The 25201-nt window shown below is 70.3% G+C and carries 5 protein-coding genes; all 5 read right to left on the minus strand.

What is annotated here, in order from left to right; all coding sequences use genetic code 11:
• Positions 1-14: 14 nt before the first annotated feature.
• Positions 15-1616, minus strand: a complete 1602-nt coding sequence (locus U1H99_RS29600; RefSeq protein ID WP_323145082.1) for an MBL fold metallo-hydrolase — start codon at positions 1614-1616, stop codon at positions 15-17.
• 18 nt (positions 1617-1634) lie between these two features.
• Complete coding sequence (locus tag U1H99_RS29605) at positions 1635-5810, minus strand: non-ribosomal peptide synthetase (RefSeq protein ID WP_323145083.1); 4176 nt, start codon at positions 5808-5810, stop codon at positions 1635-1637.
• Positions 5804-15553, minus strand: a complete 9750-nt coding sequence (locus U1H99_RS29610; RefSeq protein WP_323145084.1) for a non-ribosomal peptide synthetase — start codon at positions 15551-15553, stop codon at positions 5804-5806. Before U1H99_RS29610 ends, U1H99_RS29605 begins: the two co-directional genes overlap by 7 nt.
• A complete protein-coding gene (locus tag U1H99_RS29615; protein ID WP_323145085.1) occupies positions 15550-23430 on the minus strand; it encodes a non-ribosomal peptide synthetase in 7881 nt (2626 codons plus the stop codon). The genes U1H99_RS29610 and U1H99_RS29615 overlap by 4 nt, the downstream gene beginning before the upstream one ends.
• A gap of 1 nt (position 23431) precedes the next feature.
• Positions 23432-25201 (minus strand): non-ribosomal peptide synthetase (locus U1H99_RS29620; RefSeq protein ID WP_323145086.1); only part of this gene is annotated, 1770 nt, incomplete at its 5' end.

Raw genomic sequence — 25201 nt, forward strand, 5'->3', positions numbered from 1 at the left:
TCTGCAGGCCGGCATCACGCCAGGCATAAGGTTTGTTTTCCGCACAGGCGCTCGACAGGGATGCCCATGCCTTCGCAATGAGCGACCATGCGCCCGGACTGGATGATCTGCTGCGAATCGTCGCTGTAGTCGACGCCCATGAAATAGCTGTACCAGGACTCCATGCCGAGCGCATACACCAGCACCTGGCGCGGGCGGAAAGTCGCGACCATGCGCGCCGCCTTGTCGAAGTCCGAGCCGTTCAGGCGCCGCGATTCCTTCACGGCACGGCTGACGGTGTCGGTGGTCAGGGCGCCGTACAGCCAGGTATACGGCGCGCCCACGCATTCCATGCCGATCGCCAGCACGTCGAGGTCGCCCACCAGCCTCTGGATGTGCTGGTACATGCGCGGCTCCAGGTTGGACGAATCGGCGCCGGCGTAGATCTTCTTGCCCTTCAGTTCGACCAGCCAGGCTGTCTTGCTGCGGATGTTCAGGTCGCCGTGCTCGCCCAGGAAAGGAATGCTGAGGATGCGCCCATCCGGCAGCAGCGTCGTTTCCATGTCGTCCAGCTCGCGTACCTGGAAGCCGAGCTGGCCCAGGATCAGCTTCAGCGACGGATCGGCCAGGCTACCGCCATTGTTCTTCGGTACCAGCACCTGACCAACGCGGTGGCGCAGCTGCAGCAGCGACTCGATGTTGACGTGGTCCGAGTGGTTGTGGGTCAGGCACAGGTAATCGATGTGCTCGGGCAGTTCGGTATAACTGATGACCTGGTCGGCGTTGCCGGCGCCGCGATTGGCGATGACAGGGTCGATCAGCACCGCGCAGCGGGCCGTCTCGATCAGGAAGCCGGCATGGCCGACATAAGCCAGGCGCACTTCTTCGGCCGGGGCCTGATAGGTGCGCGCCGGCGCCTCGGTGGTGAACAGCTTGCGCCAGTCCAGCCCGCCTTCGGTGGGCACGCCCGTGAACATCGCCTCGGCTTCCTCGCGCGTGACCGGCTCCGTACGGGCACGGAAGATCCGGTCCCATAGCGGGGCATTGAACGGGGCGTGCAACTGCAGGTTGTCCGGCCCCGGCAAACGCGGCGTGCTCAGCACGAAGGGGCGCGCCTCGGTAGCTGACAGGATACCGAACGACACCGACTGGATCGACGGCTGGTAGTAGGGGCTCTGGTACAGCAGCCCTTCGATCAGGCGGTAGGACGGCTGGTGGTACAAGTCCATGTGCAGCTCGACATACCCTTTCAGCAATTCCGGCACCTGTTCGTACAGCGGTTCGATCGACTCGCCGCTGGTATGGCTGCGCAGCAGGGCGTCGAGTTGCTTGACCGCCTCGCACAGTTCGCGGCAGATGCCATGCTCGTTCTCAAACTTGGCGATCAGCCTGCGCACGTCGTCGACCTGCTCCCGCGTGCAGTTGACGAACTCGCCACCGCCGGCCATGCCGGCATCCTGGTTGGCGATGATGTGCAGCTCGTAATTGTTGACGAAGGAATTCATCAAGCGCTTGTGGGTCTTGGTCATGTACATCGCATAGGTCACCGGCGCCACCAGGTTGGGCCAGGCGTACCATTTGTTGACCAGTGGGTCGATGTAGACGTCTTCGCGCAAGTACAGTTTTTCTTGGGTCATGACGGGTTCCGTATTGTTCTAGTGGGTTGCCGGTACCATGGGCGTGGCGCGCAGCGCCAGGCCCGCCGCCAGCGGGGCCAGCATCTGGTGCACGGAAGCCGGTTCCATGAAGTTGTTGTGGGTGGCGCTCACGCTGCGGAAATCGACGTCGTTCTCGAACACCCCGCTCCAGCCGCGCCGGTTGGCGGCGTCGGCCTGGTTGCCGCTGCTGACGAACGAGGCCACGGCACCGGCGATGCGCAATCCCGACGGATCGCTGCAGGCGGCGCGCAGCAGGTTGACGCCGAACTTGAGGGTCACGACGACCTCGTCGCGTGCATAGCTGCGCTTCTTCAGCACCAGGCCGGCAAAGTGCTCGAGCTGGTCGGCATAGCTGGCCTGGCGCCACGCCTGCGGCACCTCGGCGGCGGCGTTGATGACGTTCAGGCTGTAGCAGAAGCGGCACAGGCGGGTGAAGTCGTCCTCGTCGTCGCTGCGGTCGGGATCGACCATGTTGGCGTCGAACAGGGCCACGTAGTCCACCTCGTGACCGCGCCCGATCAGGATCTGCGCCACTTGGGCCGCCAGCTTGCCGCCGCCCGAGTAGCCGGCCAGCGAATGCACCCGCAGCGCGCTGTGCGCGACGATCGCGTCGGCATAGAAGCGCGCCAGCTCGGAAAGGTCGCTGAACGGGAAGTCGAACCCGAACATGAACGGCGCCTGCAGCCCGAACACCGGGCAGGTGCTTTCCAGCCCGCGCGCCAGCACCCGGTAGCCTTCGACCCCGCCGCCGAAGGGATGCAGGATGTACAGCGGCTGTCCGGCCTTCGCTTCGTTCAGGCGCACGACCGCCTTCAGCGCCGCGGCGCTGGCATGGCGCCCGGCATCGTCCAGCAAGGCCGCCAGGCCGCCTACCGTGGGCTGCTCCATGAGCTCCTTCAGCGAGAACTCGAATCCGGCCTCCTGCAGGCGGTAGCGCAGTTCGATCAGGGTGATCGAGTTGCCCCCGGCCTCGAAGAACGGGGTGTCGATACCGACCTCCGGCATGCCGAGCAGGGCGCACCAGACCGCGGCGATGCGCGACGCGGCGCCGAACGGCGCGGCGTCGGTAGCCATGGCGCCCTCCGGCGCTGCGGCGGCCAGCGGCAGCGCCAGCAGCCGGCGGCGGTCGACCTTGCCGCTGGTGGTGAGCGGCAGCGCGGCCACCGGCACGAAGGCCGACGGCACCATGTAGTCGGGCATGGCTTGGCGCAGCGCGGTGCGCAGTGCCCCGGCAAGGTCCGGGCCGCCGGCGCCGCCGGCGACGTAGGCCACCAGCCGCTTGTCCTTACCCTCGCCGTGCAGCACCACGCAGGCTTCGGTCACGATACCGGAACGGACCAGGTGGGCTTCGATTTCCTCGACTTCGATGCGGAAGCCGCGCAACTTCACCTGGCCGTCGCGGCGCCCGAGAAATTCCAGGCTGCCGTCGGCGCGAAACCTGGCCTGGTCCCCCGTGCGGTAGCGGCGCCCGGCGCCGCTGCCGGTGAACATCGCGGCATTCAAGTCGGGACGGCCCAGGTAGCCACGCGCCAGCCCGGCGCCTCCCACGCACAGCTCGCCCGCCACCCCCACCGGCGCAGGGACGCCGCAGGGATCCAGCACTTCGATGGTGGTGCCGGCGATCGGGCCGCCGATCGGCAGCGCACGGGTGGATGGCCAGTCGCGCGGCACGGGAAAGAAGGTGGTCACCGACGTGTTTTCGGTCGGGCCGTACAGCGCCACCATCTGTACCCGGCCCATCGCCGCATACAGGCGCGCCGCCGCCCCCGGCGGGACCACGTCGCCGCCCGTCATCACCCAGCGCAGGGTGCCCTCGCCGGGCAGGTGCGAACTCCACAGGTCGAACATGCCCGAGGTCAGGAACACGGTGGTCACGCCATGCCGCGTCATCAGCGCGTTGATGCCGTCGACGTCGAGCACCGTATGCGGATACACGACTACCTTGCCGCCGTGCAGCAGCGGCCCCCACACCTCGAAGGTGGTGGCGTCGAACGACACCGACGACAGGTGCAGCATCACCGTCTCGTTGTCGAACGGCACATAGTCACCCGGCAGCACCAGGCGTGCCACGCCGCGGTGCTCGACCATCACGCCTTTCGGCATGCCGGTCGAGCCGGAAGTGTAGATGACGTAGGCGAGGCTGCCGGCGCCGGCGCACGGCCCCGGATTATCATGTGGCTGGCCGGCCAGTAGCTCCGCATCGTCCAGGCACAGCACGGTTTCCCGGCGCGACGGCAGCGCATGGCACAGCGCGGCGCTGGTCAGCACGATGCCGAGCGCGCTGTCGCGCAGCATGAACTCGAGGCGCTCGCGCGGATAGGCCGGGTCGAGCGGGACGTAGGCGCCGCCCGCCTTGAGGATTCCGAGCATGGCGGCGATCATCATGCCGGAACGGCGCAGGCAAAGGCCGACCAGCGTGCCCTCCCGCACGCCTTCGGCACGCAGACGGTGCGCGATGCGGTTGGCCTGCCGGTTCAGCTCGCGGTAGGTCATTGCCTCTTCACCGCAGATGGCGGCCACCGCATCCGGCGTGCGCGCGGCCTGGGCCTCGAACAGCTCGTGGATGCAGACGTCCTGCGGATACGGCACCGGACTGGAACGCCATGCGGCCAGCTTGCGGCGGTCGGTCTCGGTCAGAAGCGCCAGCGTGCCTACCGGCGCCTGCGGGGCGTCGACGATCGCATCGAGCAGTACGCCGAAGCTGTCTGCCATGTGCGCGACGGTCTCAGCGTCGAACAGGCCGGCGGCCCCGTTCCACACCAAGCGCAGGGTGCCGCCGCTCTCGACCGCCGACAGTTCGAGGTCGAACTTGGTGATCACGCGGTCGTCGCCGATGCCGCCGATCTGCAGGTTGGTCAAGCGCAGGGAACCCTGCTCGGTGTTCTGCAGCGAGAACATGATCTGGAACAACGGCGCGTGGGCCTGGCTGCGTTCCGGCTTGAGCGCATCGACCAGCTGCTCGAACGGCAAATCCTGGTGCGCGTAGGCGTCCAGCAGCATCGCCCTGCCCTCTTCCAGCAGTTCGCCGAAGCCGGCGTCCATGCGCAGGCGGCTGCGCAGCACCAGGGTATTCACGAACAGGCCGACCAGCCCGTCGACTTCGCGGTGGTTGCGGCCCGCGATCGGGCTGCCCATCACGATGTCGGTGTCGCTGCTCCAGCGTGCCAGCAGCAGCGCGAACGCACTTTGCAGCACCATGAACAGGGTCGCCCGGTGGGTACCGGCCAGCGCTTTCAGGCGCTCGAGCAGTGCCGCATCGACCACCTGGGTGTGCAGCCGGCCTTCGAACTGCTGGCGCGCGGGACGCGGATGGTCGAGCGGCAGGCCGTGCACCTGCGGCAGGTCGGCCAGCTGGCGCTGCCAGTACGCCATCTGGCGCTCGAGCCGGTCCGGCTGCCAGCTGGTGCGTTGCCAGTGTGCATAGTCGGCATACTGCACCGCAATCTCGGGCAGCGGGCTGCGGCGGCCGGCGCTGAAGGCCTCGTACAGGGTGCCGAATTCGTTCACGATCACGCCCATCGACCAGCCGTCGGATGCGATGTGGTGCAGCGTGACCAGCAGCACGTGGCGTTGCGGCCCCAGGAACAGCAGGTGGGCGCGCAGCATCAGGTCGTGCGATAGGTCGAACGGACGCCCGGCCTCGGCAGCCGCGATGCGGCGCACCTCGGCGTCCTGCGCAGCCCCAACCAGCGTGCTAAGGTCGGTCACCGGCAAGGCCACCGGCCGCGCCGGGCCGACCTGCTGCATCCCCTGGCCGTTGACGCTGGCATAGGTGGTCCGCAGCACTTCATGGCGGCGCACGATCTCGTCGAGGCTCGCACGCAGCGAATAGCGGTCGAGCCAGCCGTCCAGGCCGAGCGCGGCCGGCATGTTGTACTGCGTGCTGCCGCCGCCCAGCTGGTCGATGAACCACAGGCGCTGCTGGGCGAACGACAGCGGCAGCGGCGCGCTGCGCGAGGCCGGCCGGATCTCGCCGTAAGGCCGGGCGTCGTTGCCGGTCGTGCTCTGCAGCAGCGCCAGCAGAGCGTGGCGATTGTCGCGGATCTGGCGGCCGATTTCCTGGCTGATCACGCCGGGCGCCGATTTCGTCATCAGTTTGCCGTTCTCGACGTAGATGTCGACACCGCTCCGGTGCAAGGACAGCAGAAACTGCTTCAGTTCGGTGACTACCATTCGATTTCTTCCTTTTCATGAGATGCGGACTGGGATGCGCTTGCCGCCGCGGCCTGGGCCACGAGCAGCTCCACATGCAGCGCCAGCGCGCGTACGGTGCGCAGGTTGAAGACGTCCTTGATGGCTAGGCCGCAGCCGAATTCCTGGTTGACCTGGGCCAGCAGCCGGGTTGCCAGCAGCGAGTCGCCGCCGGCATCGAAGAAATCGGCGGTGGCGCCGACCCGCTCGCGCTTGAGCAGTCGCTCCCACAGCGCGCACATGCGTGCCTCCATCTCCCCGGCCGGCGGGGTGAACTCCGCCGTGGACGCCGCGGCGTCGCCGGCGGCCGCCGGCGGCAAGGCCTTGCGGTCCAGCTTGCCGTTGGGGGTATGCGGCATGCGCTCGAGCAGGACGAACGCGGACGGCACCATATAGTCGGGCAACCCGGCCGCCAGTTCCCGGCGCAGGCGCTCGACGGTATCCGCGCCCTGGCCGCCCGCTGCCGGCACCACGTAGGCCACCAGGCGGCGTGCGCCGGCCTCGCCGGCGGCGGCGACGGCCGCCTCGCCGACCAGGGTGGAGGCACGCAGGCGGCTTTCGATCTCACCCAGTTCGATGCGGTAGCCGCGGATCTTGACCTGGTCGTCCATCCGTCCGAGGAACTCGAGGCGGTCGCCGTCGAGCCGGCGCACCAGGTCGCCCGTACGGTACAGGCGCAGGCCGGCCAGCACGCCGGCGCCGGCATCGGTGAATTTCTCCGCGGTAAGCGCAGGACGGCCGCGGTAGCCGTCGGCCAGCGAGACGCCGGTCAGCACCAGTTCCCCGGCCACGCCGGCCCCCACCGGCACCAGGCCGGCGTCGACCACGCAATGGCCGTAGCCCGGCAGCAGGCCGGCCACCGCGACCGGCGCACCGTCGCCGGCGACCGGCGCCATATGCGACCAGATGGTGGCCTCGGTCGGCCCGTAGCAATTGAGCACGCCGCGGCCGCAGCGCTGTACCAGGGCGCGCGCCAGGTCGGGCGGTAAGGCTTCGCCGCCGACCAGGCCGAGCAGGCCGGGCGCACCGTCCCAGCCCGCCGCCAGCATCATCGCCCAGCTCGACGGCGTGGCCTGCAGCACGCTGATGCCCTGCCCGTCGATGGTGGCCGACAGCCAGGCGGCGTCGCGCGCCGCGTCCGGGCCGGCCAGGCAGATGCGCGCGCCGCGGGTCAGCGGTCCGAACAGCTCGAAGCCGGCGATGTCGAAGCTGATGGTGGTGATCGCCAGCCAGCGCGCATCGGCGTCGAGGCCGGCGCGGGCGCTGGCGCCGTCGATGAAGTTGGCCAGGGCGGCGCGGCTGACCATGACGCCTTTCGGCATCCCGGTGGAGCCGGAGGTGTAGATCAGGTAAGCCAGGCCGGCGCCATCCGGCGCGGCACGCCCGCGCACCGGCACCGGTTCCGCGGCCTCCGCGTCCACGTCGAGCACGCGCACCGCGCCCTGGCCCGCCGCGGTCGCGGCATCGCACAGCACCAGCGCGGCGCAGCTGTCGGCCAGCATGAAGTCGCGGCGCGCCTGCGGATGGGCCGGATCGAGCGGGAGGTAGGCGGCGCCGAGCTTGAACACCGCCAGCAGGGCTGCCACCATGGCCGGGGTGCGCTCCATGCACACGGCCACCACCGCGCCGGGCCGAACGCCGCAGGCGGCGATGCGGTCCGCCAGCCGTTCGGCCAGCGCATCGAGTTCGCCGTAGCCGAGTTCCTGCCGGTCCGATACCAGCGCCACGCGGCCGGGATGGCGGCGCGCCTGCGCCTCGAACAGCGACAGCACGTCGGGCGCGCTGCGCGGCGCCGCCGTGGCCAGCGCGGTCACCTGCGCCAGTTCTCCTTCGCCCAGCAGCGCCGCGCGGTCGACCATGCTGCCGGCATCGTGCGCCAGCGCGGCCAGGATGTTGCGGTAGTAGCCGCCGATGCGCTCCAGCGCCGCCGCCGGGAACAGCGCGGCGTCGGCCTTCACGCTGAGGGTGAACAGCGTGGTGCCGCCCACCGCCTTGGCGAATTCGGACGCGAAATGGTAGTTGTTCGCCTCGAAGCTGTTCTGGACCGAGGCATCCAGCGGGGCGGCCATGTTTTCGTAGACGTGGAAGCTGGTGAAGTTGAACAGCGATCCGGACAGGTCGATGCGCGAATCGGACTGGATCTGCGCCAGCGGATAGTGCCGGAACGGCTGGGCAGCGGCGCCGGCTTCCTCCACCCGGCACACCAGTTCATGCCAGCGCAGGCCGTCCACGCGCAGGCGCAGCGGCAGCGAGTTCAGGAACAGGCCCAGGGTCAGGTCGGCGCCGGCACGCTCGGGGCGTCCGTTGGCGACCACCGACGTGAGGACGTCGGCCTGTCCGGTCAGCATCGACAGCAGCACCATGTGCGCGGCCTGCAGCACCGATTTCTCCTGGACGCCGAGGCTGCGCGCCAGCGCCGCCAGCCTGGCCGAGACGGCGGCACCGATTGGCACCGCCAGGGTCGCGGTGGCGCCGCGCGGGCGTCCGCTCCACCACGCCAGCGGCGCGCCTTCGAGCATCCGTTCCCAGTGACCGCGCGCGGCGGCGTCGGCCAGCGCCTGCTGCTCCTGCTGCACGTAATAGCGGTACGGTAGTGCCTGGCCCGGCTGCGGCGCGGCGCCGTCCGCGGCCAGCGCGGCGTAGCGGTTGAACAGCTCCGTGTTCAGGCTGGCGACGCTCCAGCCGTCCAGCATCGAATGATGGAAGCTGAAGATGAACTGGAACTGGCTGTCGTCGATACGCACCAGGATGATTTTCCAGAGCGCCTGCTCGAAGCGGATCGGGCTGCGGCGCTCGCGCTCGACCAGGTCCGCGATGAACGCCATCGCATGTGCCTCCCCGCCGCTGCCGGCGTCAAGCACGTCGAGATGCGTGTCGCCGTGCCGGTACACCAGCTGCAGCGCGCGTTCGCCGTTCAGCGCATACACGGTGCGCAGCATGGCATGGGACGCGACCATGCCGTCCAGCGCGGCGCGGAAGGCGGGCAGCGCGAGCGGCGCGCGCACCCGCACGTTGAGCACGTCGTGGTAGGCGCCGGCCTGCTCGTCGAGCTGGTGGTGCAGCACCATGCCCTGCTGCAGGCGGGTGAGCGGATACGCATCTTCCAGCAGCTGGGTCGCGCGCAGCACCGCCAGTTCGGCGCCTTCCTCCGGCGTCAGCATCGCGAACGGCGCGAGCTCCTCCTGCGACTGCGCCGCCGTGCCGTCGGCCAGCAGCGCCAGCGCGCGCACGGTCCTGGCGCTGAACAGGTCGCGCACCGACACCTGGACGCCGGCCGACTTCATGGCAGACACCAGGGCGATCGCCTTGATCGAATCGCCGCCGATGGCGAAGTAATTGTCCTCGGCGCCGACCTGCGCCAGGCCGAGCGCATCCGCCCACAGCTTGCAGAGCAGGATTTCCAGCGCGCCGGCCGGCGCCACGTAGCTTGCCGCGATGCGATTGCCGTGCTCGATCGCCGGCAACTGCTTGCGATCGAGCTTGCCGTTGGCGCTCAGGGGGAAGCGCGCCAGCACCATGAAGTCGGCGGGAACCATGAATTCGGGCAGGCCGGCGCGCAGTCCCGCCTGCAGCGCGGCGCCGAACGGCGCTTCGTCGGCCGCGGCGACGGCGGCCTGGACGTAGGCCGCCAGGCGCATGTCGGCGCCCTGCCCCCATGCCACCACCACGGCGTCCTGTACCCCCTCCAGCGCGCGCAGGCGCGACTCGATCTCGCCCAGTTCGATGCGCAGGCCGCGCAGCTTCACCTGGTGGTCGGCACGGCCCAGGTATTCGAGGTTGCCGTCGGCGAGATAGCGCACGATGTCGCCGGTCTTGTACAGGCGCGCTTCGCCGGGGCCGGCAATGAAGCGGTCGGCGGTCAGGTCGGGCCGATTCAGGTAACCGCGCGCCAGGCCGACGCCGCCGATGTGCAGCTCGCCGGCCACCCCGATCGGGGTGTCGCACAGCCGCGGGTCCAGCACCCGCAGCACCGTGTTCTGGATCGGGCGCCCGATCGGCACCACCTGGTTGCGGTAATCCGCGCAGGCGGTGTAGTGCGAGACGTCGATCGACGCTTCGGTCGGGCCGTACAGGTTGTGCAGCGCCGCGCCGTGGCATGCCTGGAACTGGCGCTGGATCGCGAACGGCAGCGCCTCGCCGCTGCAGAACACCTGGCGCACCGTGTTGCAGCCGCCCCAGCGCCCGCTGTCGAGCATCGCGCCAAGCATCGACGGCACGAAGTGCAGCACCGTGACGCCTTCGCGATCGATCAGGTCCGCCAGGTAGGCCGGGTCCTTGTGTCCTTCCGGCCGGGCCATCACCAAGCCGGCACCGGCGATGAAGGGCCAGGTCAGTTCCCATACCGAGACGTCGAAGCTGAACGGGGTCTTCTGCAGCACCCGGTCGGCCGCCTCGAGGCGGTAGGCATCCTGCATCCACACGATGCGGTTGACCAGGCCGCCGTGCTCGGACATCACGCCTTTCGGCTGGCCGGTCGAGCCCGAGGTGTAGATCACGTAGGCCAGGTTCGAGGGCGCCAGGCCGATCGCGGCGGCGTCGATGTCGCTGTCCGGCTGGCCCGCGAACTGCGCCGGGTCGTCCAGGCACAGCACCGGCACGGCCGCAGCTGGCGCCGTGCCCAGCAGGTGCGACTGGGTCAGCACGACGCGCGGCGCGCAATCGCGCAGCATGTAGTCGAGGCGTGCGCGCGGGTAGGCCGGGTCCAGCGGCACGTAGGCGCCGCCGGCCTTGAGGATACCGAACACGCCGACCACCATCTCGACCGAGCGCTCGACGCACAAGCCGACCATGCAGTCCGGGCCGACGCCTTCGGCGCGCAGGCGGTGGGCAATGCGGTTGGCCGCGGTGTTCAGTTCGCGATAGCTCAGGCGCGTGTCGCCGCACACCAGCGCGGTCGCGTCGGGAGTGCGTGCCGCCTGTGCTTCGAACAGCTGGTGGATGCAGTCCCGGTCCGGGTACGGCCGGGCGGTCGCATTCCATGCGGCGAGCTGGCGCGCGTCGCTCTCGCCGACGATCTCCAGCGCGCCGACGGCGCGCGACGGCGCCGCCACGATGGCCCCCAGCAGCGTCGCGAAGCTGTCGGCCATGCGCGCGATGGTCGGCTGGTCGAACAGGCTGGCCGCGTAGTTCCACACCAGCGTCAGGCCGTCGGCGTTCTCGCCGGCCGACAGTTCGAGGTCGAACTTGGCAACCACGTGGGTGCCGGCCATGCCGGCGACCTGGAGGCCCGGCAGGCGCAGCTCGGCCGCCTCGTTGTTCTGCATCGAGAACATCACCTGGAACAAGGGCGCGTGCGCGAGGCGGCGTTCCGGTTTGAGCGCATCGACCAGTTTCTCGAACGGCAGGTCCTGGTGCGCATAGGCTTCCAGAAGGGCTTCCCGCGACTGCCCCAGCAGCACGTCGAAGCCAGCGTCGAGGTCGACCTGGCTGCGCAGCACCAGCGTGTTGACGAACAGGCCGACCAGCCCTTCCAGGTCGTGATGGGGCCGGCCCGCGATCGGGCTGCCGATCACGATGTCGGTCTCGTTGCTCCAGCGTGCCAGCAGCAGCGCGAAGGCGCTTTGCAGGACCATGAACAGGGTGGCGTCGTGTGTCTGCGCCAGCGCCGCCAGGCGCGCATGCAGGGCCGGTCCGATCCGCTGCGCATGCAGGCGTCCTTCGAAACGCTGCTGGGCCGGACGCGTGCGGTCGAGCGGCAGGCTGTGCACCTGGGGCAGGCCCTGCAGGCGCGCCTGCCAGTAATCGAGCTGGCGCGCCATCGTGCCGCCTTCGAGGCGTCCGCGCTGCCACTGCGCATAATCGGCATACTGGAGCGGCAGCGGCGCGAGCGGCGCCGGCCGGCCGGCGCTTGCGGCAGTGTACAAGGCGCCGAACTCACGCACGATGATGCCCATCGACCAGCCGTCCGCCGCGATGTGGTGCAGGGTCACCAGCAGCACGTGCTGCTCCGGTGCCAGCCGCAACAGGCGCGCGCGCAGCATGAGGTCGCGCTGCAGGTCGAACGGCCGTGCGGCTTCCGCGGCGCCGAGCTGGCGCACCGCCGCCAGCTGCTCGTCGCTGCCGAGCCCGGACAGGTCGTCGGTCGCCAGCGCCAGCCGGCACGGCGCCGCCACCAACTGGCTGTCACCGTCGGCGGCGTAGGTGGTGCGCAGCACCTCGTGGCGCGCCACGATGGCGTCGAGCGCGGTCTGCAGCGCTGCCCGGTCGAGCCGGCCGTCGAGGCGCAGCGCCACCGGGATATGGTACTGGCTGCTGCCGCCTTCGAGCTGGTCGATGAACCACAGGCGGCGCTGGGCGAACGACGGCGCCAGCGGCGCATCGGGGCTGGCCGGCGGGATCGGTGCCAGGTCCTCTTCCACGGCGCCGGCGCCGCTGTCGATCAGCGCGGCGATGGCGGCCAGGGTCTTGTGCTCAAACACGGCGCGCACCGGCAGCGTGGCGCCCAGCTGGCGTGCGACCGCGCTGAGCATGCGCATCGCCAGCAGCGAGTGGCCGCCGATCTCGAAGAAGTTGGCGTCGGCGGCCACCTGGCCGAGGCCGAGCAGGCCGGCCCAGATGGCCGCCAGCGCGACTTCGGTCGGGGTGGACGGCGCCGGGCCATCATCCCGGGCCGCGCACGCGGGCTCGGGCAGCGCGCGCTTGTCCACTTTTCCGTTCGGGAGCAGCGGCAGGCAATCGAGCACCACATAGGCCGAGGGCAGCATGTAGTCGGCCAGCTGGTCTTTCAGGAAGTCGCGCAGTTTGGCGCTCAGAGCGGCGCTCATCGCGGCGTTATTCCGGGTGGCCTCGGCCGCAGGCACCACGTAGGCGGCCAGGAAGCTGGCGGCGCCGTTGCCCCTGACCTGCACGACCGCGTCGCGCAGCGCCGGATGGCGCATCAGGCAGCTGCCGATCTCGCCCAGCTCCACGCGGAAACCGCGCACCTTGACCTGGTCGTCGGTGCGGCCCGCGAACAGCAGCTCGCCGCGCGCGTTCAAGCGCACCACGTCGCCGGTGCGGTAGCGGCGTCCGTCCGCGTGCACGGCGAAGCGTTCAGCGCTGAGGGCATCCTGCTTAAGGTAGCCGCGCGCCAGTGCCGGACCTTCGATGTGCAGCTCGCCGGCGACGCCGGGCGGCACCAGCGCGCCGGCCGCATCGCGCACCGAGAAGACGCGTCCCGGCAGCGCGGCGCCGAGCGGCACCGCGGCCGGGTCACATCCCGCCGCGACCTCGCCCAGGCTGGCCGAAATTGTCGCTTCGGTCGGGCCGTAGGCGTTCACCAGGCGGCAGCGGCCAAACAGGCCGAGTGCGCGCCAGCGCACCAGCAGCGCGCCGGGGAAGGCCTCGCCGCCGGCCACCAGCAGGCGCAGGCCGGTGCCCTGCCAGGCGCCGGCGTCCGCGGCATCGTCGGCGGCCAGTTCGTTGAGGTAGGCCGGCGGCAGGTCGGCGGCTGTGATGCCATGGCCGCGGCAGAACGCCAGGAACTGCTGCGGCAGCAGCAGTTCCTGGTCGCGCAGGCGCACGCTGGCGCCGGCCAGCCAGGCGCACAGCGGCAGCTCGAGCGCCGCGTCGACGCTGGGCGTGGAAAACATCAGGATGCGGTCGTCGGCGCGCAGGCCGTAGAACTGCTGGGCGGCGACCGCGTGGCCCGCGATGCTGCCGTGCTCCACCATGACGCCTTTCGGGCGGCCGGTGGAGCCGGAGGTATAGATGACATAGGCCAGGTGCGACGGCGCCAGGCCGATCGCCGCCGGCGCCAGGTCGGTGCACGGCTGGCCGTCGATCGAGGCGTCGTCCAGGCACATCACGTCGGCGGCGCTGTCGGGAAGCACCCCGCGCAGGTGCGCCTGGGTCAGCACCACGCGCGGCGCACTGTCTTCCAGCATGAACGCCAACCGTGCGCGCGGGCATGACGGGTCGAGCGGCACGAAGGCGCCGCCCGCCTTGAGGATGCCGAGCAGGCCGGCCAGCAGCAGCGTCGAGCGTTCCGCGCACAGGCCGACCGCCACGTCGGGCCCGACGCCGAGCGCGCGCAGGCGGTGCGCAATGCGGTTGGCCTGTTCATTCAGGTCACGGTAGCTCAGGCTGTCGGCGCCGCACGCGAGGGCGATGGCGTCCGGCGTGCGCGCGGCCTGCGCCTCGAACAGGGTGTGCACGCACACCCTGTTCTCGTAGGCGGCGCCCTGCCCGCTCCAGGCGGCCAGCCGGGCGCGGTCGGCGGCGGCCAGCATCGGCAGCGTGCCGACCGGTGCCGCCGGCGCTTCCGCGATCGCCTCGAGCAGCACATGGAAGCTGTCGGCCATGCGTGCGATCGTGGCCTCGTCGAACAGGCTGTTGGCGTAGTTCCAACCGAGGGTGAGGCCCGCCGCCGTCTCGGCGGCGGACAATTCGAGGTCGAACTTGGTCACCGCCTGGCCGCCGCCCAGCGCGGTTACTTGCAGGCCGGGCAGTTCGAGCGCGGCGGCGTCGTTGTTCTGCATCGAGAACATCACCTGGAACAACGGTGCGTGCGCCAGGCTGCGCTCCGGGCGTAGCGCGTCGACCAGTTTCTCGAACGGCAGGTCCTGGTGCGCATAGGCGTCCAGCAGCGTCGCCTTGCCCTGGCCAAGCAGGTCGGCGAAGCCGGCGTCGAGGTCGAGCGCCGTGCGCAGCACCAGCGTGTTGACGAACAGGCCGACCAGGCCTTCCAGCTCCTTGTGGCCGCGGCCGGCGATCGGGCTGCCGATGACGATGTCGGTCTCGTTGCTCCAGCGCCCGAGCAGCAGCGCGAACGCGCTGTGCAGGACCATGAACAGGGTGGCCTGGTGCGCATTGCCGAGTGCCTTCAGGCGCGCTGCCAGCGGGGCGCTGATCGTCTGCAGGTGCAAGCGCCCCTCGTGGCGCTGGCGCGCCGGCCGCGGCTTGTCGAGCGGCAGGCTGTGCACCTGCGGCAGGCCGTCCAAACGTGCGCGCCAGTAGTCGAGCTGGCGCGCCAGCCCGCTGCCGTTCTCCTGCGCACGCTGCCAGTGGGCGAAGTCGGCATACTGCAGCGGCAGCGGCGCCAGCGGGCTGGCCTGGCCGGCGCTGAAGGCCTGGTACAGGGCGCAGAACTCGCGCACAATCACGCCCATCGACCAACCGTCGGCGGCAATGTGGTGCAGGGTGACCAGCAGCACGTGGCGCTCGTCCGCCAGGCGCAGCAGGCCGGCGCGCAACACCGCGCCGGCGGCCAGGTTGAACGGTTCGGCCGCGGCGGCGGCGGCCAGGGCCCGCACGCGCTCGTCCTGGGCGGCGCCGTCGAGGTCCGCCAGGTCATGCACCGCCAGCGCCACCGGCTGCGCGACGGCGATCTCCTGCACGCCTTCGCCGTCGACGTTGCGGTAGGCGCTGCGCAGCACTTCGTGGCGGCGCACGATCTCATCGAGGGCGCACTGCAGCGCCTCCCGGTCAAGGCGGCCCGTCAGCGACAGCGCCGACGGTATGTTGTACTGCCCGCCCGCCCCCATCTGTTCGATGAACCACAGGCGCTGCTGCGCGTACGACAGCGGGAAGCATGCCTGCGCGGCGCGCGGCTGGGTCGGGATGAGGCCCGCGACGGCGCGGTTTTCCTTCAGCAGGCGCGCCAGTTCCGGCTTGAGGGCGACGGTCTGCCGGCGAAATTCGGCGTCCATTGCGCCGGGCGCGGCCTTGTAGGCGAGCTGTTCGCCATCCAGGTAGAAGTGCACGCCGCGGCGCGCCGCTTCGCCCATCAGTTCGACGACGTTCATAGGATTCCTTCCTCGTATTCATGGGTGCCGGCGAGCGCATCGGCGCTGGTCGCGCGCAATGCGTCCACCAGCGCGGCGGTGGCCGCGATCGTGGGTGAAGCGAACAGGGTCTTGACCGAGAGTTCGACCGCGAACGCCGAACGCATCTCGTACACCAATCGCGAAATCTGAAGCGAGTTGCCACCGATATGGAAGAAGTTGTCGTCCATGCCGATCGGGCCGCGGCCGAGCACCGACTGCCAGATCGCCTGCACCGCCTGCTCGGTGGCGCCGCGCGCGGCGACGAAGCCGTGGGCGCCGCTTGGCGGCTCCGGCAGCTTCGCCTTGTCCACCTTGCCGTTTGCGGTCAGCGGGAAACGCTCCAGCAGCATGAACCGGGCCGGCACCATGAACGCGGGCAGGACCAGCCCGAGCGCCTCCTTCAGCTCAGCCACCAGCTCGCCCTCGGCGTCCGGCCCCGCCGGCGCCGCCAGCGGCGCCACGTACGCCAGCAGGTACTTGTCGTTGCCGCTGCCCTTGACCTGCACCACCGCCTCGCGCACCGCATCCAGCGCGAGCAGCCGGGCTTCGATTTCGCCGCGTTCGATGCGCAGCCCGCGGATCTTCACCTGCTCGTCGGCACGCCCGAGGAACTCAAGCTGGCCGTCGGCCAGGCGGCGCACCGTGTCGCCGGTGCGGTACAGGCGCTTGCCGGCCAGGGCGCCGGTCCCGTGGACGAAGCGCTCCGCGGTCAGGTCGTCGCGGTTGAGGTAGGCCCGCGCCAGCCCGGCGCCGCCGATGTACAGCTCGCCCGCCACCAGGGGCGGCACCTGGCGCATCCGGCTGTCCAGCACGTGCAGCTCGACGTTGGCGACCGGGCGGCCGATGGTGATCGGGCTGGACGGGGTCAGGCAGGCGGCACTGCTGGCGATGCTGGCCTCGGTCGGGCCGTAGATGTTGAAGAACAGGCAGCGCGCCGCCCAGAACTCGACCATCGTCTTCGGGCAGACGTCGCCGCCGACGATGATGGCCTTCAGCGACGGCACGTGCTCGCGGCGCTGCGCTTCCAGCACCGAGGTGGCGAATGCGGCGTGGGTGATCTGGTTGCGCTGCATCGCCTCCACCAGGTCGGTGTCGGGCGCCGCCAGCCAGGTGGTGGCGCCCGAGCACAGGGCCATGAACAGGTGCGCGGTGCCGGCGTCGAAACTCATGGACGCGCAATGCAGCGCACGCGACTGCGGCTCGATCTCGAACAGCGGAATGTCGTGGTGGATCAGGTTGACCAGCCCCGCATGCTCGATCATGACGCCCTTGGGCATCCCGGTCGAGCCGGAGGTGTAGATCACGTAGGCCAGGTTGCGCGGCGACAGCCCCAGCGCGGCCGGCACCAGGTTGTCGCCCGCCAGCTCCGGCGCGCACGCGGCGCTGGCGATGTCGATGCAGGCGATGTCCGCCGGCAAGCGTGCGTCGAAGTCCTGGCCGACCGTCAGCACGATGCCGATCGCACTGTCGCGCAGGATGTGCTCGAGCCGCGCCTGCGGGTAGTTCGGATCGAGCGGCACGTAGGCGGCGCCCGCCTTCAGGATGCCAAGGATGCCGGTGACCATTTCGAGCGAGCGCGTGACGCACACGCCGACCGGCATGTCGGGACGCACGCCCTGTGCCAGCAGGCGGCGCGCGACCCGGTTGGCGCGCTGGTTCAGCTCACCGTAACTGAGGCTGCTGCCTTCGAACACCAGCGCCGTCTGCTGTGGGCGCACGCAGGCCTGGGTTTCGAACATCTCGTGAAGGCACTGGTCGACCGGGTAGTCGCGAGCCGAGCGGTTCCATTCGAGCAGCTGCTGCATCTCCTCGGGCAACAGCAGCGACAGCGCGCCGACTCCACCGGCCTGCGGCAGCTGTTCCAGGATATGCACCATGTGGCGCAGCAGGCGCGCGATCGCGGCCGGTGCGAACTCGCGGCGCGGAAAACGGCACTTGATGGCCAGCGTGTCGCGCAGGCTGGCGCTCAGCGACAGCTTGTAGCCGGTTTCCTCGAACGACGCGTACTCCTCGATACGGAACGGCGGGCGCTCGCCGTCTGCCGCCGCCGCATCCAGCGGGTAGTTCTCGAACACGAACATGCTGTCGAACAGCGCGCTGCCGCCGGCGATCGGGCTGCATTGCGCGATCTCGGTCAGCGGCAGGTGGCCGTGGCCGGTGCTCGCCTGGAACGCGGCGTGCATCGATTCGAGCATCGCGCCGACCTCCATGTCGGTGTCGAACGACACCCGTACCGGGATCGTGTTGATGAACAGGCCGACCATCTCCTCGACGCCCGCCACCTCGGGCGGGCGGCCCGAGATGGTGGTGCCGAACAGCACATGCTGCTCGCCGCTGTAGCGGTGCAGCAGGTAGGCCCAGGCCAGCTGCAGCACCGTGTTGACCGTGGTCTGGTGGCGCCGCGCGAACTGCTGCAGGACTGCGGTGCCGGCGGCATCGATGTCGATGCGCTGCTCGTCCTGGCCGCCGGTGCCGGCCTCAACGCCGTGGCCGATGCCCAGCGGCGTGGGCGCCTCGACCGCTGCCAGGTGCCGGCGCCAGAAAGCGCGCGCCGCATCGCGGTCCTGCGCCTGCAGCCAGCCGATATAGTCTTCATAGGGGCGCACCGGCCGCCGGATGGCCGCCTCCTGGCCGCGCAGCAGCTGGCCATAGGCCTCGAGCACGTCGCGGTAGACCAGTGGCGTGCACCAGCCGTCGAGCAGCATGTGGTGGTGGCTCCACAGCATCTGGTAGCGGGTCTGCCCGAGACGCAGCAGGGCGATGCGCTGCAGCGGCGCGCACGCCGGGTCGAAGCCGCGCGCGCGGTCCTCGGCCACCAGGCGCCGGAAGCGGTCCGCCTGCTCGGCGGCCGGATAGCCGCGCCAGTCCTCTTCCTGCCACGGCAGGACGGCATCGGCGCAGACCAGCTGGTGCAGCTGTTCGCCGTGGCCGACGAACACGGTGCGGAAAATGTCGTGGCGCGCCACGATCGCGTTCCAGGCCGCGCGGAACAGCGTCGGATCGAGTTCCCCGTCGAACACCGGGCAGCACTGGGACACGTAGGCGCCGCTGTCGAGCAGGCTGTGGAACAGCATCCCCTGCTGCATCGACGTGGCCGGATACAGCCTGCCGATCCGGTAGCGCTGCTGCCACGCGTCGAGTTCGGCGGCGCCGGTGCGCGCCAGCGGGAAGTCGCTCGGGGTGAAGCGGTCCGGCGCCGCATCCGTGCAGTGGGCGACCACTTCTTTTAGGGCCGCTTCGAGCAGGTCCGCCAGGCGCTCCATGTCGGCGCGTTCGAATTCGAGCGCGCTGTAGTCGAGGGTGAAGGCGAGCACACCGCCGGCAACCTTGCCGTTCAAGCCGAGAGGGCAATGCCTCAGGCGGCGCGGGTCGATCGCCTCTCCGGTCGGCTCCGGCGCCACGCGCAGGGCGCTCGCCGCATTCACGGTCTGGTCGAACTGGCCGAGGTAGTTGAATACCAGCTGCGCCGGGTTGTCGTGCTCGAGCCGTGCCAGTGCCGGGTCACCGGCGAGGTAGCGCAACACGCCGTAGCCAAAGCCCTTGCCCGGCACCGCGCGCAACTGCTCCTTGACCTCGCGGATCACGGCGCTGGTGTCGCGGGCCCCGCACGCCAGCGTCACCGGGTAGGTGGTGGTGAACCAGCCCACGGTCTGGCTGGTGTCCATCGCCTCGAACAGGTCTTCGCGGCCGTGGCCCTCCAGCATCAGGCGCACGCCGCCGGCACCGCGCCAGTCGGCCATGGCGATCGACACCGCCGCCAGCAGCAGTTCGTTGACCTGGGTACGGTGGCGCTGCCCGCAACGCTTGAGCAGCGCTTCGGTATCGGCGGCGGACAGCGCGACCGGTATCGCGCGGGTGCTGGCGCGCGGCGCGCCGCCGGCCAGCGGACGGTAGCCGGGCAGCGCCGGCACCGGCAGCGCCAGCTGGTCGGTCCACCAGGCCAGCTCGGACGCCAGCCGCGGTGCATGCCGCGCCACGGCCTCGCCCCAGGCCTGGTAGGACGAGGTCTTGGGCCCGAGCGCGGCGCCATTGCCGGCACTGAGCTGGCGGTAGGCCTGTTCCAGGTCCGCCAGCAGGATGCGCCACGACACGCCGTCCACCACGAGGTGGTGGGCGACGATGAACAGGCGCGCCGCGCCGGCGTCTTCCGACGTGAGCAGCATGGCGCGCAGCAGCGGGCCGGCGGCCGGGTCGAAGCCGCGCTGCAGAGCGGCGCAGCGTGCCGCGACATGTCCGGCGCGCCCGCCCGGCGGCAGCGCTTCGACCACGGTGGCGGCGTCGGCCAGCCTCGCGGACGGGGGCGCGTAGCCGGCTTGCCATTCGCCGCCGTCTTGCGTCACGCGCAGGCGCAGCGCATCGTGGCGCTCGTACAGCGCCGCCATCATGGCCGACAGCATGGCGTGGTCGAGATCCGCGGGCGCTTCGAGCAGGACCGACTGGTTGAAATGGGAAATATGCGGGGACATGCCGAGGAACTGGCGCTGGATCGGCAACAGGACCTGGCTGCCGCCGACCGCTTCCTGGCTGGCCTGCTCGCGCGCGGCGCCGGCCTGAGCCGCCAGTTCGGCCACGCTCTGGTGCGAGAACAGCAGGCGCGTGGTGATGCCCAGGCCGGCCTGGTTAGCGCGCGCCACGACCTGGATCGACAGAATTGAGTCGCCGCCCAGCGCAAAGAAATTATCGTGCACGCCGACGCGCTCGACCTTCAGCAGCTGCTGCCAGATCTCGCACAGCACCTGTTCGGTGGGGTTGCGCGGCGCCAGGTAGCTCGGCTGCTCCGGCGCGGCGATCGGCGGCAGCGCGCGCGTATCGACCTTGCCGTTGGCAGTCAGAGGCAAGGCCGACAGCACGGCGAAGCCGGACGGCACCATGTAGTCGGGCAGCGCCTGTTTCAGGCGCTGCAGCAGCGAGGCGATGAAGACCGCCTCGCCGGCGCCGGACTGCGCGGGCACGACGTAGGCCAGCAGGCGCTGGTTGTCCTCGCCGCCGCCCACCAGCACCAGGGCTTCGCGCACGTCGTCCAGCGCGAGCAGCGCCGCGCGCACCTCGCCCAGCTCGATGCGGTAGCCGCGCAGCTTGACCTGGTCGTCGGTGCGGCCGACGAATTCGAGCTCGCCGCCGGGCAGACAGCGCACCAGGTCACCGGTACGGTACAGGCGCGCGCCAGGACGGAAGGGATCCTCGATGAAGCGTTCCGCGCTCAGCTCGGGCCGGCCGCAGTAGCCGCGCGCCACCGGCAAACCGCCGATCAGCAGCTCGCCCGGCACCCCGGACGGCAGCAGCTGGCCGCGCTGGTCGACCACGCGGTACTCGACGTGCGGGAACGGCGCGCCGATGTTGCGGTTTTCCTGGGCCGAGCGCATCAGGTGGGCGCCGGAAGCGATCGCGGTCTCGGTCGGGCCGTAGGCATTGAAGCAACGTTTGGTCGCGATCCATGGTGCCAGGGCGGCGGCGCTGGCGGCGGCGCCGCCGACGACGACCGTGCCGAGCGACGGGAAGCGGGCCGCGTCGAGCTGGGTCAGCACCGGCGCGGGCAACTGCATGTGCGTGGCACTGCAGGCGGCGGCCAGTTCTGCCAGCGCACCGGCGTCGCGCCGGTCGTCCTCGGTGGCGATGCACAGCGCGGCGCCGCTGGTCAGGGCCATCGCCCAGTCGGCGGCGGCGACGTCGAAGGTGAAGGCCACGTATTGCAGCACCACGCTGGCGGCGTCGACGCCGTACGCGGCGCGCTGCGACAGCACGCTCTGCACGAAGGCGGCGTGCTCGATCATGACGCCCTTCGGCTTGCCGGTGGAACCCGAGGTATAGATCACGTAGGCCAGCCCGTCCGGCGCCGTGACCGGGCCGTCCAGGTTGGCGCCGTCGAGTTTGGCGAGCAGCAGGCGGCGCCACTGGCTGTCCACCAGCACCGTCGCCAGACCTTCCAGCGGCAGCTCGCCCATCAGGGCCTGCTGGGTGACCACGATGCGCACGCTCGCCTCGTTCAGCATGTGCGCCATGCGTGCTGGCGGACATGCCGGGTCGAGCGGCAGGTAGGCGGAGCCGGCCTTCAGGATGCCGAGCAGGCCGATGATCGTGTCGGCCGAGCGTTCGGTGCACAGGCCGACGATGTCGCCGCGTCCGGCACCCTGGGTGCGCAGGTGGCGCGCCAGCTTGTTGGCATGGGCGTTCAATTCCCCATAGGTCATCGTCGCGCCGTCGCAGGCCAGCGCCAGCGCGTCGGGCGATTGCGCGGCCTGGCGTTCGAACAGCTGGTGCACGCACAGGCCCTCGTTGTCGCCGCTGCGCGCCTGGCGGCCGAGTTGCTCCGCCAGGTCGGCCGGACTCACCATCGGGAGGCGGCGGATGTCCTGGTGCGGGGTCTCGGCGATGCTTTCGAGGAGGACCGCGAAGCTGGCGGCCATGCGCTCGATGGTCGCGCCCTCGAACAGCTGGTCCGAGAACAGCCAGGACAGGCCGAGGCCGTCGGCGCTTTCGCGCACGAACAGGCTGAGGTCGAACAGGGTCTTGTTCGCATCGAAATCGACGTTCGACACCCGCAGGCCGGGCAGGTCGAGGGACGCTTGCGCATTGTTCTGCAGGGTCAGGCTGACCTGGAACAGGGGCGAGTACGCCAGGCTGCGTTCGCTCTGGACCGATTTGGCCAGCGTCTCGAACGGCATCTCCTGGTGGGCGAATACCTCGATGGCGTCGGCCTTGACGCGGGTGAGCAGGTCGACGAAGGTCAGCTCGCCCGCCAGGTCGGTCCGGTACACGACGGCGTTGGCGAAGAACCCGATCACCTGTTCGAGGTCGCGGTGGGTGCGTCCGGCCACCGGACAGCCGATCACGATGTCGTCTTCGCCGCTCCAGCGCGACAGCAGCAGGGCGAAAGCGGCCTGCATCACCATGAAGAAGGTGGCGCCGTGCGCCTCGGCCAACCCGTTGAGGCGGCGCTGCACCGATGGCGATATCGTCTGGCCGATGCGCTGGCCGCTGAATTGCTGCTGGGCCGGACGCGCGTGGTCGAGCGGCAGGCTGTGCAGCTTGGGCATGCCGTCCAGCCGCTCGTGCCAGAACGCCAGCTCGGACGCCAGGGTGTCGCCTGCCAGCCGGCAGCGCTGCCACACCGCGTAATCGATATAGCGCGTCGCCAGGGCCGGCAAGGGGTTGGGCGCACCCACGCTGAAGGCGCCGTACAGCGCGGCGAAGTCGCGCGCCAGGATGCCCATCGACCAGCCGTCGGAGGCGATATGGTGCAGGGTGAAGACCAGCACATGCTCGTCGTCCGCCAGCACCAGCAGCAGCACGCGCAACATCGGGGCGCCGGCAAGGTCGAACGGCTGGGCGGCCTGGCGGGCGGCGGCGGCCGCGACTTCGGCCTCCTGCGCCGCACGCGGCATGCCGCGCAGGTCACGTTCCGGCAGGGCCAGCGGCGCTGCCGGGTTGACGCACTGGACCGCGACGCCGTCGCGTTCGTGGTAACTGGTGCGCAGCGCCGCATGGCGCCCGACCAGCGCGTCCAGCGCCTGGGCCAGCGCCGCACGCTGCAGGTGGCCCGACAGGCGCAGCGCCTGCGACAGGTTGTACTGGGCGCTGCCCTCCCCGATCTGGTTGGTCAGCCAGAGGCGTTCCTGGTTGAAGGAAAGCGCTTGTGCGGCGTCGTCCGCGACCGGCGGAATGCTGTCGCTGGCGCATGCCGCCACACCGTCGTCCTGCGCGGCAAGGAAGGCGACCAGCGCATCCTTGCCGGCACGAATACGTGCCGCGGTGTCGGCATCGATGCCTTCGCGCGAACGCGTCTTCAATTTTCCCTGCTCGAGGTAGGGGAAGATGCCCCTGCCATTCAAGTATCCAATCAGTTGTGCGGCATCCATCTCACCACTCCGTTTCGACATTGTTTTCATTGTCATTGGCGCCTTCGCTGTTCCCGGCGCGGGCCAGCGAGGCGTCGATCTGGCTGGCCATCGCCCCGATGGTCGGATTCGCCAGCAAGGCCTTGAGCGAGAAGGCGACGCCAAAGCCGCCCTGCACCGCATTGATCAGCCGCATCGCCAGCAGCGAATGGCCGCCGACGTCGAAGAAGCTCGCATTCGTGCTCACCTGTTCGAGGCCCAGCAGCGCGCACCACGTTTCGGCGAGTCGGCTTTCGGTGTGGCCGGACGGCGCCACCATCGCCACCCCGCCGCCCAGCAGGCCGCCCAGTGCCAGCAGGCTGCGGGTATCGGTCTTGCCGTTCGGCGTGAGCGGCAGTTGGTCCAGCAGCGCGAAACCGGCCGGCACCATGTACTCGGGCAGCGCCTGGCGCAGGGCTTCCTGGACGGCGGCGATGTAGGCCGCTTCGTCCGCCGCCGGCGCGGCCGGCACCAGGTAAGCCAGCAGGCGCCTGCGTTCGCCCTCGCCTTCCACCAGGACCGCGGCGTCGCGCACCTGCTCCAGGCGCTGCAGCGCCGCGCGCACTTCGCCCAGTTCGATGCGGTAGCCGCGCAGCTTGACCTGGTCGTCGGCGCGCCCGATGAATTCGAGGTCGCCGCCTGCCAGCATGCGCACCAGGTCGCCCGTCTTGTACAGACGTTCGCCCGGATTGAACGGATCGGCGATGAATTTCGCCGCCGTCAGCGCCGCTTGGTTCAGGTAGCCCCTGGCCACGCCGGCGCCGCCGATGTGCAGTTCGCCCGCCACGCCCACCGGGCATGGCTGCAGCGCCGCGTTCAGCACGTACAGGCGGGTGTTGTCCATGGCGCGGCCGATCGGCAGCACGCGCCCGATCGCATCCAGGTTGGCGCTGATGTCGTACATCGCGCAGCCGACCACCGTTTCGGTCGGACCGTAGTGGTTGAACAGCTGGCTGTGCGGGCAGCGCGCCTGCAGTTCGCGCGCCAGTTCCGGGGTAAAGGCTTCGCCGCCGACCACGAACACGTGGCGGCCCTGCACGGGCACCGTGGCTGGCAACAATTCCAGCAGCCCGCGCACGTGCATCGGCGTCATGCGCAGCAGCGCCGGGGCGCAGTCCGGATCGGCCAGGCGCGCCGCCAGCCCGGCCAGCTCGTCGCCGGCGTCGAGCAGCTCCACGGTGCCGCCGCGCAGCAGCGGCAGGTACAGGCTGGGCACGGTGATGTCGAAGCCGTGCGAGGTCACCACCTGCGAGCCGGCCAGGTGGCCGGCGTAATAACGGCGCGATGCGAAGGTGCAGTAGTCCATCAGCCCCAGATGGGCGATGTCCACGCCTTTCGGGGTGCCGGTCGAGCCCGAGGTATAGATCAAGTAGGCACTGTCCTGCAGCGTCGGCCCGTGGCCGTCGGCCGACGGGTTGTCCTCCGGGTAGCCGTCCAGCCAGCCGGCATCGGCGCCGTCGTCGAGCATCAGCAGGTCGACCCCGCCCGGCGGCAGGCGGTCCGCCATGCCGGGCTGCACCAGCACCCATTCGATACCGGCGTCGCGGATTATGGCGCCCAGGCGATCGCGGGTGTTCTTCGGCTCGAAGGGCACATAGGCGGCGCCGGCCTTGAGCACGCCCAGCATGGCCACCAGCAGCTCGGGCGAGCGCTCGACGTAGATGCCGACGCGATGGCCAGCGCCCACGCCCTGCTCGGCCAGGTAGTGCGCCAGGCGGTTGGCCTTGGCGTTGAGCCGGGCATAGCTCAGGGT

The sequence above is a fragment of the Massilia phyllosphaerae genome, from assembly GCF_034659755.1.
In the GTDB taxonomy this organism is placed as follows: domain Bacteria; phylum Pseudomonadota; class Gammaproteobacteria; order Burkholderiales; family Burkholderiaceae_D; genus Telluria; species Telluria phyllosphaerae.